Annotated in this window: 12 protein-coding genes; 6 read left to right on the forward strand and 6 right to left on the reverse strand. The window is 61.6% G+C overall.

Annotated features, from left to right (window positions below; all coding sequences use genetic code 11):
• Positions 1–39: 39 nt before the first annotated feature.
• Positions 40–1,257 carry a serine hydrolase domain-containing protein gene (locus tag EGJ68_RS12770; RefSeq protein ID WP_123034962.1) on the reverse strand — a complete coding sequence of 406 codons (1,218 nt, stop codon included), beginning with the start codon at positions 1,255–1,257 and terminating at the stop codon, positions 40–42.
• 147 nt (positions 1,258–1,404) lie between these two features.
• Between EGJ68_RS12770 and gcvP the strand changes: the two genes are divergently transcribed.
• Positions 1,405–4,296, forward strand: coding sequence for an aminomethyl-transferring glycine dehydrogenase (gene gcvP / locus EGJ68_RS12775; RefSeq protein ID WP_123034963.1), 2,892 nt, complete (start codon positions 1,405–1,407; stop codon positions 4,294–4,296).
• Positions 4,297–4,360: 64 nt separating this feature from the next.
• Here the strand turns inward: gcvP and EGJ68_RS12780 are convergent, their stop codons facing one another.
• Genes EGJ68_RS12780 through EGJ68_RS12790 form a run of 3 tightly spaced genes read right to left on the reverse strand, consistent with a single transcriptional unit; the run spans position 4,361 to position 6,317 of the window.
• Complete coding sequence (locus EGJ68_RS12780; protein WP_123034964.1) at positions 4,361–4,954, reverse strand: YqaA family protein; 594 nt, start codon at positions 4,952–4,954, stop codon at positions 4,361–4,363.
• Entirely contained in the window at positions 4,951–5,307 is a 357-nt protein-coding gene (locus EGJ68_RS12785) for a YbaN family protein (protein WP_123034965.1), read from the reverse strand. Before EGJ68_RS12785 ends, EGJ68_RS12780 begins: the two co-directional genes overlap by 4 nt.
• A gap of 26 nt (positions 5,308–5,333) precedes the next feature.
• On the reverse strand, positions 5,334–6,317 hold the full coding sequence (locus EGJ68_RS12790) for an LLM class flavin-dependent oxidoreductase (protein ID WP_123034966.1): 984 nt from the start codon (positions 6,315–6,317) through the stop codon (positions 5,334–5,336).
• Positions 6,318–6,417: 100 nt separating this feature from the next.
• Between EGJ68_RS12790 and EGJ68_RS12795 the strand changes: the two genes are divergently transcribed.
• From EGJ68_RS12795 to EGJ68_RS12810, 4 genes are all read left to right on the forward strand, one after another.
• Positions 6,418–7,305, forward strand: a complete 888-nt coding sequence (locus EGJ68_RS12795) for an alpha/beta hydrolase (protein WP_123034967.1) — start codon at positions 6,418–6,420, stop codon at positions 7,303–7,305.
• 134 nt (positions 7,306–7,439) lie between these two features.
• Positions 7,440–9,047: an ABC-F family ATPase gene (locus tag EGJ68_RS12800; protein WP_123034968.1), complete on the forward strand. Its 1,608-nt coding sequence runs from the start codon at positions 7,440–7,442 to the stop codon at positions 9,045–9,047.
• A 51-nt stretch (positions 9,048–9,098) separates the two neighbouring features.
• Entirely contained in the window at positions 9,099–9,311 is a 213-nt protein-coding gene (locus EGJ68_RS12805; protein WP_123034969.1) for an RNA-binding S4 domain-containing protein, read from the forward strand.
• 212 nt (positions 9,312–9,523) lie between these two features.
• Positions 9,524–10,762: an aromatic ring-hydroxylating oxygenase subunit alpha gene (locus tag EGJ68_RS12810; RefSeq protein WP_123034970.1), complete on the forward strand. Its 1,239-nt coding sequence runs from the start codon at positions 9,524–9,526 to the stop codon at positions 10,760–10,762.
• An 18-nt stretch (positions 10,763–10,780) separates the two neighbouring features.
• On the opposite strand, the gene EGJ68_RS12815 is transcribed toward EGJ68_RS12810, so the two are convergent.
• Complete coding sequence (locus tag EGJ68_RS12815; RefSeq protein ID WP_123034971.1) at positions 10,781–11,050, reverse strand: hypothetical protein; 270 nt, start codon at positions 11,048–11,050, stop codon at positions 10,781–10,783.
• A 56-nt stretch (positions 11,051–11,106) separates the two neighbouring features.
• The gene (locus EGJ68_RS12820; RefSeq protein WP_123034972.1) at positions 11,107–11,835 is read right to left on the reverse strand and encodes an NYN domain-containing protein; all 729 of its coding nucleotides are present in this window, start codon (positions 11,833–11,835) and stop codon (positions 11,107–11,109) included.
• 101 nt (positions 11,836–11,936) lie between these two features.
• Here EGJ68_RS12820 and EGJ68_RS12825 point away from each other — a divergent pair, with 101 nt between their 5' ends.
• Positions 11,937–12,371 carry a nitroreductase family deazaflavin-dependent oxidoreductase gene (locus tag EGJ68_RS12825; RefSeq protein WP_123034973.1) on the forward strand — a complete coding sequence of 145 codons (435 nt, stop codon included), beginning with the start codon at positions 11,937–11,939 and terminating at the stop codon, positions 12,369–12,371.
• The last annotated feature ends 36 nt before the right edge of the window (positions 12,372–12,407 follow it).

Below are 12,407 nucleotides of genomic sequence, written 5' to 3' on the forward strand. Positions count from 1 at the left end.
TTGTTATGCCGACCCGGAGACTAGCGCAGCCCGCGCCGCTCAGTCCAGCGCAGCGTAGACCATGGATTCCAGCTGTCCGCGCAGGTTGAAGGTACTCGACGGCATGAGCTGAGTCATGAAGATCACCACCAGTTCCTCTTCCGGGTCGACCCAGAACAGGGTGCTGGCCAAGCCGCCCCAGAAGAAGCTGCCCAGCGAGGCCAGGTTGCCGTTTTTCACCGGGTCAATCTTGTTGGCGAAACCCAACCCGAAGCCCACGCCCTCGTACTCGGTTTCACTGAAGCTACCCATGGCGTATTGCTCCAGGTCCACGTCCCCGGGCAAGTGATTGGCCGTCATGTACTCCAGCGTGCGCGAGCCGAGAATGCGCACGCCATCCAATGTGCCGCCCTGCAGCAACATCTGGCAAAAGCGGAAGTAGTCGCCAACGGTGGACAGCAGGCCCCCACCGCCGGAGTAGAAAACCCGGTCGCGGAACCGGCTATCCTGGCCGTCGTCGTTGCAAACCAGGTTTTTCGCGGCATCACGCTCGTAACAGGAGGCGAGCCGGTGCACCTTGTCCGGCGCTATATTAAAGGCGGTATCGACCATACCCAGCGGGCCGAACAGGTGTTCCTGCAAATAGTCCGGCAATGACTGGCCGCTGATCACCTCGATCAGGTAACCCAGCACGTCGGTCGCCAGGGAGTAGTTCCAGCGGGTACCGGGGGAGAATTCCAGCGGCAGCTGCGCCAGCTGCTCGATCATGTGCTTGAGCGTATAACCCGGCGCCGGGTTGCCGATCTGAAGCTTGCGGTAGGCGTAATCCAGATTGCTCTCACGCAGGAAGTCGTAGGTGAGGCCCGAGGTATGTCGCAACAGGTCGCGGATGGTCATGGGGCGAGCGCAAGGCGCCGTCGCAAACTGCGGAAAGGCGCCTGCAGTTCGCACCTCAAGGTTGCGCCACTCGGGGATAAAGCGGTGTACCGGATCATCCAGCGAAAACAGACCGCGCTCGTACAGCATCATCAACGCCACCGAGGTAATCGGCTTGCTCATGGAGTAGATGCGGAAAATGGTATCCACGCTCATCGGCGTATCGCGTTCGAGGTCGCTCAGCCCCGCGACGTCGAGCAGGCCCACGCGGCCGTAACGCGCCACCAGGGTGACGCTGCCCGGGAGTTTGCCGGGTTCCAGGTAGCGGCCACGTAAATGCTCGCCAATGCGCGCGAGCTGTGCCGCATTGAGGCCCAGAGTCTCGGGGTTTACCTGTTCCATGCGGTCTCCTGATCGCGAGGCGTACGAAGTTGCCGGGCAGTGTGCCAGACTGGTCACAAGGGGTACAGAATATTGCCGCTCGGGGGCCCTGCTGCTACCATTCGCGCCTTTCCCGACACCCGCTGCCACGCCCGCCCCGGAGCTGCCATGACTCGCCTTTCGCTGTCCGAACTGGAACACTCTCAGGAATTCGTTGGGCGCCATATCGGGCCCACGCCGGCGCAGCAGGCAGAGATGGCGCGCCTGCTCGGCTTCGACAGCCTCGACGCCCTCATTGACGCCACCGTGCCCGCGCGCATCCGCAATCAGGCGCCCATGGACCTGGCCGCGCCGCAAACCGAACAGGCCGTGCTGGCGCGGCTGCGTGCCATTGCCGGCAAGAACCGCGTGCTGAAATCCTACATCGGCACTGGCTACCACGACACCTATACGCCCGCCGTTATTCAGCGCAATGTGCTGGAAAACCCGGGTTGGTACACCGCTTATACCCCCTACCAGCCGGAGATATCCCAGGGCCGCCTTGAAGCCCTGCTCACCTTCCAGCAGGCCATCATGGACCTGACCGGCATGGAACTGGCCAATGCCTCCATGCTGGACGAGGGCACCGCTGCGGCAGAGGCCATGACCCTTCTGCAACGGGTGAACAAGAAGAATCGCAGCAGCACGTTTATCGTCGCAGAGGACTGCCATCCACAAACCATCGCCGTCGTCCGCACCCGCGCCGAGGCACTGGATATCGAGGTGGTGGTGGGTGATCCCGCCCAGCTTGCGGGCAGCACCGAGGCTTTCGGCCTGCTGCTGCAGTACCCCGGCACCTACGGCCATGTGCATGACCTGGAACCGCTGATTGCGAAAGCGCAGAAGGCCGGCACTCTGGTCACCGTGGCCGCCGACCTGATGTCGCTGTTGGTGCTGAAGTCCCCCGGTGCCCAGGGCGCCGATGTGGTTGTGGGCAATTCACAGCGCTTTGGCGTACCCATGGGTTTTGGCGGCCCGCATGCAGCCTTCTTTGCGACACGCGATGCCTACAAGCGCTCGACCCCCGGGCGCATTATCGGTGTGTCCATCGACCGCCACGGCAACGAAGCCCTGCGCATGGCCATGCAGACCCGCGAACAGCATATTCGCCGGGAGAAGGCCACCAGCAATATCTGCACGGCTCAGGCGCTGCTCTCCATCATGGCGGCCTTCTATGCCATGTATCACGGGCCGGTGGGGCTGCGGCGCATCGCCGAGCGTGTGCACTACCTCACCGGGCTGCTGGCGACGGGCCTGCAGGCGGCCGGCATGACGGCGGAAAACACGGCCTACTTCGACACACTCACACTGAACGTGGGCGACCAGCAGCAGGCCATTGTCGAGCGCGCCCTGGCGGCGGGCATGAACCTGCGCATTATCGGCACCCACAAACTGGGCATTGCCCTGGACGAGACCACCACGGCGGAAGATGTCGACCAGCTGCTGGCAGCCATCACGGGCAAAGCGGCGGGAACACCCTGTCGGGATCAGGCCGCGCCGGCCACGGCGATACCCGCATCGCTACAGCGCAGCGTGGACTACCTGCAGCACCCGTTGTTCAACGACTACCACTCGGAAACGGAGATGCTGCGCTACATGCGCCGGCTGGAAACCCGCGACATCGCCCTCAACCAGGCCATGATTCCGCTGGGCAGCTGCACCATGAAGCTCAACGCCACCACCGAAATGCTGCCCGTCACCTGGGCCGAATTCGCCGGCATCCACCCGTTCGCCCCGGCCAACCAGACCGAGGGCTACCGCGAGATGCTGGCGGAGCTGGAGCATATGCTCAAGGAATGCACCGGCTACGACGCCATTTCGCTGCAACCCAACGCGGGCTCCCAGGGCGAGTATGCCGGCCTGCTGGCCATTCGCCGCTATCACGAGAGCCGCGGTGACGACCAGCGCGACGTGTGCCTGATCCCCTCCTCCGCACACGGCACCAACCCCGCCAGCGCGGCGCTGGCCGGCATGCGTGTGGTCATTGTCGATTGTGATGCCGACGGCAACGTCGACCTCACCGATCTCACAGCCCGCGCCGAACAGTACAGCAACGAACTCGCGGCGATCATGATCACCTACCCCTCCACCCACGGCGTGTTTGAAGAGACCGTGGTCGATGTGTGCGATATCGTGCACCGTCATGGCGGCCAGGTGTACGTGGACGGCGCCAACCTGAACGCGCTGGTGGGGCTCGCTTCCCCCGGCAAGTTCGGCGCGGACGTGTCGCACCTGAACCTGCACAAAACCTTCTGTATTCCGCACGGTGGTGGCGGCCCCGGTATGGGCCCCATCGGCGTAGGCGCACACCTGCAGCCCTTCCTGCCCTCGCACCCGGTGGTGCCGGTGCCAGGCCTGCCAGAGAGCAACGACGTGGTGTCCGCCGCCCCCTGGGGCAGCGCCTCCATTCTGCCTATCAGCTGGGCCTACATTGCGCTCATGGGCGCTGAAGGCCTCACCCAGGCCACGCGCGTGGCGATTCTCAGCGCCAACTACATCGCCCACCGTCTGCAAGACCACTATCCGGTGCTCTACACCGGGCGCAACGGCACGGTGGCGCACGAGTGCATTGTCGACATCCGCCCGCTGAAAGAAGCCAGCGGTATCTCCGAAGAGGATATCGCCAAGCGCCTGGTCGACTTCGGCTTCCACGCCCCCACCATGTCCTTCCCGGTGGCGGGCACACTGATGATCGAGCCGACTGAATCGGAATCACTCGCCGAGCTGGACCGCTTCTGCGACGCCATGATCGCCATCCGCGAAGAAATCCGCGCGGTGGAAGAAGGCCGCCTGGATGCCACCGACAACCCCCTGCGCAACGCCCCACATACCCTGCAGGACGTGACGGCCGAGCATTGGGAGCACGCCTACACGCGGGAACAGGCCGCCTACCCGCTGCCCTCCCTGCGGCAGCGCAAGTACTGGCCGCCGGTGAACCGTGTGGACAACGTGTACGGTGACCGCAACCTGGTATGTTCCTGCCCGAGCATTGATGCGTATCGGGAGCCGGTGGGCGTGTAGACAAGCGCGGCGGAAAAGGGGGGGCTCGCAACGCATAGTGCTCAGCTTGACTTGGGCACCGTACTCAAACCAGCAGGAAAACCCCAAACACCAGCGCCAAAACGGCCACAGAAGCCCAGCGAGTGTGCCGGCGAAATAAGGCCTCCGCCTGATCACCCGCCCAGTAAACCAGCAGGGCGAGCCCGAAATAGCGCAGTCCCCGCGCCAGCGCCGAGGCCAGCATAAACAGCGCGAAGGAGTAGCCGGTCACGCCCGCGACCAGCATTGCGGTCTGGAAAGGTACCGGCGTTATGCCCACGCTCAATACAAACCAGAAACCGTGGTCCGCCATGGCCGCGCGTGCGCGTTCAAACTGTTCCGGGCTTGCAAGCCATTCAAGCAGCTGGTTACCGAAAGCATCGAAGAGCCACAAACCGGCACCATACCCCACGCTGGCGCCCAGCAAACAACCGAGCAAGGCCAGCGCGGCCAACAGGAAAAGCTGCCGGCGCCTGGCCTGCATAAGCGGGATCAGCAGCGCTTCGAGGGGGATGGGCACTACGGTGGATTCCAGAAATGACGCCAGCGTGAGCCCCCACAGGGCATGGCGCGAATGCACCAGGCGGTAACCAAAACGCTGCAACCACGAGCCTTCAGTTGGGCCAGATATTTCGCTCATGGCTCCGGCCGCCACCACAACCACGTCAACACGATGACGAACACCGTGCTGATACCCGCGGCCAGAAGGGTCGGCGCACTGGAGAGCCACAATATGCTGGTGCTGCCGCCGAGCATGACCGTGGCCAACCATTTGGCACGGCGGGACACCGCGCCATTCTCCTGCCAGGCACTGATATGCGGCCCGTATTCAGGGTGATTGAGCAGCCAGTCATTGAGTTCCGGCCAGCCGCGGGAGGCGGCCCAGGTGGCGACCAGCAGGAAGGGCACGGTGGGCATGATGGGCAGTAGTATCCCCACCGCCGCCAGTAACAGGGCCGTGATTGCAATAAAGCGCCAGAGAAGGCTGTGCATTAAGGCATCCCTGCCGGCAGGGAAGACTAGCCGACCGCCGCTGCCGCCAGCTCAAACGAGCGCAGCCGCTTTTGATGATCGTGGATGGAGGACATCAACATCAGCTCGTCGGCCCCGGTAGAGGCGACAAACGCGCGCATGGCGGTCGCCACGGTATCCCGGTCACCTACCGCCGAGCAGCGCAGCATGGCGCCCAACATCTGCTGCTCCTGCGGGCCCAGGGTGTCCCAATAGCCCGCTTGCGGCGGCGGCATCTTGCCCGGTGTACCCCGCCACAGACGCACAAAGGTTTGCATCATCGACGTTTGCAGTAGCTGTGCTTCCTCGTCGGTATCCGCGGCAAACACGTTGTAGCCGAGCATGACGTAAGGGTTATCCAACTGCGCGGAGGGCTTGAATTGTTCCCGGTAGATGTCTATCGCCTGCTCCATGTGCGCAGGCGCAAAGTGGGAAGCAAACGCAAACGGCAGGCCCAGCATCGCCGCCAGCCCTGCACCATACAGACTGGAGCCGAGAATCCACAGCGGCACCTCGGTACCAGCACCGGGCGTGGCGACCACAGCCTGGCCCGGCTGCGCCGGCTTTAAATAGTGTTGCAGCTCCAGCACATCATTGGGGAAGTCGTCCACACTGCCACTTAAATTGCGCCGCAAAGCACGGGCCGTTACCTGGTCGGTGCCGGGTGCACGCCCCAACCCCAGATCGATACGACCGGGAAACAGGGTTGCCAGCGTGCCGAACTGCTCCGCAATAACCAGCGGGGCATGGTTGGGCAACATGATGCCGCCCGACCCCAGGCGGATCGAGGTGGTGGCGTTGGCCAGGTGTGCAATGACAATTGAGGTGGCTGCGCTGGCGATGCTCTGCATGTTGTGATGCTCGGCTACCCACAGGCGGTGGTACCCCAGGCGCTCCGCATGCTGCGCCAGGTCCCGGGCGTTCTCTAACGCCTGCGCGGTGGTGCTGCCCTCGGGAACAGCGGTAACATCAAGTATGGACAATGGAATCATCGCGCGAGTATACCGGTATCCGCGATCTCGCGTCATTCTTGCGGGGCGCCGTGCGTCGATTCATTACGCACTGCAACGCCGGTAACAGAGAGAAGACGCCATGCCTGCCAGCAAGGAATTACGCGCTATTATCGACGCCATTCCCCCCGACTTTGCCGACCCTGCCGCCGACTACCAGGCCGTGCGCGCGATGTTCGCTCCCTTCCACAGCCGGCCCGTCAGCGAGCAGCTGCACGTCCGGCTGCTGGAATACGGCGGGTTGCGCTGCGGGGACTACGTGCTGCAAGGCAACAGCAGTCACCGGGTGGCCTTTCACTGCCACGGCGGCGCCTTCGTTTCCACCCCGCTGGACGAATACCATTTCTACGCGGAAATAATCGCCCGCCACACCGATTGCCGGGTTGTCATGCCCGACTACCGTCTGGCGCCGGAACACCCCTACCCCGCGGCGCACGACGATTGCTTTCACGCCTATTGCGGGTTGGTGGAATCCGGCGTCGAGCCGCAGAACATTGTTCTGATCGGTGAGTCCTGTGGCGGCAGCCTCGCCGTGGGCCTGCTGCTGCGCCTGCGCGACGCCGGGCTGCCCATGCCAGCGTGCTTTGTGTCACTGACCGGCTGGTTCGATTTGTCGGTGTCGGAAGAAACCGGCGAGCGGGGAGACCCGTTCCTGACACCCGAATGGGTCCGCAACCGGGGCCGGGACTACGTGGCGGGAAAAATCGCTCTGGATGACCCGCGCGTGTCACCGGCCTTTGCCGACCTTACCGGCCTGCCGCCGCTGTACCTGCAAATCGGCCAGTTCGATACCGTGAGCAATGGTGCAGCGCGACTCGCGGTCAACGCGCTGCGCTGTGGCGTGGAGGCCACGATGGAAAGCTGGCCGGGCATGATTCAGGGCTGGCACGGACTGGTAAATGAGCAGGTCCCCGAGGCCGTTGCCGCCTGGTCCCGCATACGTGCCTACATTGTGCACAATGCCGGATAACAGCCAGCGCCCTCGACACTCAAGGTCCAAGCCCGTATAGTGCCGCCCCGCTCACGCCACCACTGTGGCCACACCACCACGACGACCACACCGGCACATCCACGCCCCATTCGCTCGCTCGCAGGAATACGCTCTTGATTACCACCGCGAACATCACCATGCAGTTCGGTGCCAAGCCGCTGTTTGAAAACATCTCCGCCAAGTTCGGCAACGGCAACCGCTATGGCCTGATCGGCGCCAACGGCTGCGGCAAATCCACGTTCATGAAAATCCTCAGCGGCGCGCTTGTCCCCACCGCGGGCAACGTATCGATCGAGCCTGGCTGCTCTGTGGGTATCCTGAACCAGGACCAGTTCGCCTTCGAGAACTACAGCGTGGTCGACGCCGTCATCATGGGCGATGCGGCACTGTGGAAGGTGAAACAGGAGCGCGAACGCATTTACGCCCTGCCGGAAATGAGCGAAGAGGACGGCATGCGAGTGGCCGAATTGGAAGTCCAGTTCGCCGAGATGGACGGTTATACCGCGGAAAGCCGCGCCGGCGAACTGCTGCTGGAGGCGGGCATCGAGGAATCCCTGCACTTCGGTTTGATGAAGCAGGTGGCGCCGGGCTGGAAGCTGCGGGTATTGCTCGCCCAGGCACTCTTTGCCGACCCGGACATCCTGTTGCTGGACGAGCCGACCAACAACCTGGACATCCACAGCATCAACTGGCTGGCCGGCGTGTTGAACCAGCGCAAGAGCACCATGATCATCATTTCCCACGATCGCCACTTCCTGAACGCGGTGTGCACCCACATGGCGGATATCGATTACGGTGAGTTGCGTATCTACCCCGGCAACTACGAAGCCTTCGTGGCCGCCTCCACGCTGATACAGGACCAGTTGCAGGCCGGCAATGCGAAAAAGACCGCAGAGCTGGAAGAATTGCAGAGCTTTGTGAATCGCTTTTCCGCCAACGCCTCCAAGGCGAAACAGGCCAGCTCCCGCGCCAAGAAAATGGAGAAGATCAAGCTGGACGAGATCAAACCGTCCAGCAGGGTCTCCCCCTACATCACCTTCAAGCAACACAAAAAACTGCACCGCCAGGCGCTGGTGCTCGAAAATCTCGCCCACGGGTTCGACGATGTTCCACTGTTCAGCGGTGGCCAGATGATTCTGGAGGCCGGCGCCCGGCTCGCGGTCATCGGCGAAAATGGCGCGGGCAAAACCACATTGTTGCGCTGCCTGATTGAAGACATCAGCGCCAACTGCGGTGTGGTGAAATGGTCGGAGAATGCGGCCGTCGGCTACTGCCCGCAGGACACCAGCGCAGACTTCGAAGGCGACCTCAGCATCTTCGAGTGGATGACTCAGTGGCGCATGCCCCGGCACGACGATCTCGCCGTGCGCGGTATGCTCGGCCGCCTGCTGTTCACGGCAGACGACGCCAACAAGAAAGCCAGCGTATGCTCGGGCGGCGAGAAAAACCGCCTGATGTTCGGCAAGCTGATGATGATGGATACCAATGTGCTCATCATGGACGAGCCCACCAACCACATGGACATGGAGTCCATTGAAGCGCTCAACAAGGCCTTGGCCAATTACGATGGCACGCTGATTTTCGTCAGCCACGACCGACAGTTCGTATCATCCCTGGCAACCCGTATTGTCGAAATCCAGGACAACCGCCTGATCGACTTCCAGGGCACCTACGACGAATACCTCGTCGACCGTGCGCGAGCGCAAGCGAAGGCAGCCTGACAGCAGCAGCAAACCTCGGTCCACCACCGCTAGCAAACGCAGGCAGAGCCAATGAGAACCATCGATATCACGCGTGAACCGGTAGAGCTGTACAAAATCCTCAAATTCGAGGGGCTGGTGACGACGGGTGGCGAGGCCAAGTTACTCATCGGTGACGGCCAGGTTCGCGTCAACGGCGAGGTGGAAACACGCAAACGCCGGCAGATGCGCGACGGCGATACCATTGAGTTCCGGGGGGAGCACATCAAGTTGCGTTTGCTGTAACGGTCGCCAACCGCTCTACACCGTGAAATCCCGCCCGAACCACCATCGTATTATCTCTTTTCGCTTGCCACGAAGAATCAGGTGAACTACATTCTTGCTCGCAACAAGCAAGTTAAGTGATCACCGCGGTAGTGCCTTGAGCGTCAACGGAGCAGAGGTTTAGTGCTCGAGACAGACATCCTGTAGGCATTGTGCGCAGCAGGAGGCGGCAAATGCCCATTGATACTCAGCATCTACACCAGTTGATGGATTACGAGGCATCGCGGGAGGAGCCCCCGGCGAACTTTCCAACCCTGCCGCCAATACCCTCTGCACGATATACCGACCTGGACTTCTACAACCTCGAGCGACAGATCGTGTTCCGCAAGACCTGGCTGCTGGCCGGTCACCTGGACGAGATTCCTGAACCCGGCGACTTCCAGCGCTGGGACATGGCGGGACTGCCGGTCGTGCTGGTGCATACAGAAGATGGCAGCGTGAATGCCCTGCTCAACCGCTGTAGCCATCGGGGTGCACCGGTTGCCATGGCGAACAAGGGCAGGAAGAAGCGTTTTACCTGCCCCTATCACGGCTGGAGTTATGCCCATGACGGGCAGCTGCTGGCAGTGCGCGATGCCCGCGATTTTCGCGATCTCGATATGAAGGCCCGCGGTTTGCAGCGTTTGCGCTGTGAGCGCCTGGGCAAACTCATTTTCGTGAACTTCGACCTGCACGCCCCAAGCCTGCGGGAGTGCCTCGGTGCACTCGTGGACGAATGGGCTGAGTTTGACCTGGAAAACTGCCGCTTGTCCCGAAGAGACCGCTTCACCGTGCGCTGCAACTGGAAAATTGCCATGGAGGCCAATCTGGAGGTCTACCATGTACCCAGCATTCACGGCCGGACGGTTGCACCAGTGCTCGATTCCAGGCGCAACGTGAATACTTTCTACCCGGGAGGGCACAGCAGGATGGTCGCGCCGATTCCGGCGGGACACGCAAACCCCGCATGGCAATCCAGATGGCCGGAGATTAACAGTGCAGGAGAGATCGCCAGGACGTGTACACAATCCTATAGCGTGTTTCCCAACCTCGTGATGCCACTGAATCAGTTTGTGATTCCACCCATCCAGTTTTGGCCGGACGGACCTGACCGGTGCATTGTCGAAACCTGGACCATGGCACCGGATTGGGGCTCAAGCTCTGAGAGCGGGCCTGACATGTGGACAGAAGAATCGGGTGCGCAACCCAGCCTCGTGCTGCGTGAGGACATCGAGATGTCGGAGGCAATACAGGAGGCCCTGGACCCCACCCGGCCGACCGGTATTCCGCTGAGCTATCAGGAGGCGCGAATCTACCACGCACACCAGTCGGCCGATGCGGTCATCGGACGCGAGCACATTCCGCCAGAGCTGCAAGTCGAAGCTGTTCTGAATGAAGCCTGGTGGCACCCCAATGAACCTCGCCTGGCGTAAGGCCGCTCCCAACGTAACCTAGCGAGCGCGCCAGCTGTGCTCCGCCTGCGGGTCAGCCATAACTTCCTTGCTCCGCGCGCAGACTGCGGCCACCCGCTCCGCAGATAACTGCGTGTGGGCGGCAATCGCGGCCGCGTGATGATGCGCGGGCGCACCCTCGTCACGTGCATCGCGCAGAAACTGCAGAATAACCCCCTCCTGAATCTTGAACTTCACCCAGCGGTACAACACCACATGCGCAGCGACGGCAATAACCACGACCAGCGCTACTATGAACTTTGCGTCCATGGCTTACCCCGTATAAAACTGGGCAGCTGGTGTATTGCATTGGCGCACCGGCCGGCTCACCCCTTCGGATCGCGAATATACATCGCCGTCCCGTTCCGCATTTCTATCTGAAACAACTCCGTGGTGCGGATCAGGTCGCTGATCTTCTTATAGCCGTAGTTGATGGAGGAAAACGAGCTGTTGTTGTTCGAGATATAGCTGGCCACCATGCCCATATTGGCCCATCCATCATCGTCAGAGGCTTGCTCCACCGCGGTTCTGAGTAGCTTCACCAATGCGGTGTCCTGCCGCAGTTGCGCCCTGCCCTTGCGCGCGGGAACCTTGTCGCTTTCGGTCTTGTCGTCGCCAGCGGCGAGCAGGTTCTCGATATAGATAAAAGGCGAACAGGAGTCCACAAAAGGCATCGGTGTCTTCCTCTCACCGAAACCATACACGGGGAAACCATTTTCGAGAATTCTCAGGACGAGGGGCGTAAAGTCACTGTCGCTGGTCATCAGGGCGAAGGCATTCACATTGCCACTGTAGAGCAGGTCCATGGCATCGATAATCATCGCAGAGTCGGTCGCGTTTTTGCCTTTGGTATAGGCAAATTGCTGCATGGGGCGAATGGCGTGTGGGTGCAGTTTCTCTGCCCAACCCGACAACGACGGACTGTTCCAGTTGCCGTGCGCATGGCGCACATTCACCGTACCGTGTTTTGCCAGCTCCTGCAGTACACCCTCAATCGCGGTATGACTGACATTGTCGCAGTCGATCAACAGAGCGATTCTCTTGGTTTCCTGCATGACTGCTCCCTGTATGCGCTGCCCAGGCGTGGCTTTTACCGCCTGGGGGTTTACCTGTATTGTGAAGCCACGTTGGACAGTCTCTTTCAGGAGTGTTGCACATGCAAGAATATATCCCGCCAAAACTCGACTGGGTGCGCGAACACGTGGAGCTGTACGAAGGCAGTGGTGGCACAGAGGGCACCACACTGCTCGACACCGGGATGCCCTGCATCATCGTCACCCACACCGGGCAAAAGAGCGGCGGTATTCGCAAGATTCCGCTGATGCGCGTAGCCGTGAATGGCAACTATGTGCTCATCGGTTCTATGGGCGGTCAACCGCAGAACCCGGCCTGGGTGGCCAATTTGAGAGCCAACCCCAACGTGCAGATACGCGATAAAACCGAGGTGTTCGACATGCGTGTGCGGGAGGTAACCGACGAGGATGAGCGCGCCCGGTTGTGGGCGGCCAGCGTTGCCGCCTATCCGCCCTATGACGACTATCAGGCCAAGACCGATCGCAGGATTCCTGTGTTCATTGCCGAACCCCGATAATTGCAGCACTGGTCCGCGGGAGCGGTGAACTACGTC

This window comes from Haliea alexandrii, assembly GCF_003719295.1.
In the GTDB taxonomy this organism is placed as follows: Bacteria; Pseudomonadota; Gammaproteobacteria; order Pseudomonadales; family Halieaceae; genus Haliea; species Haliea alexandrii.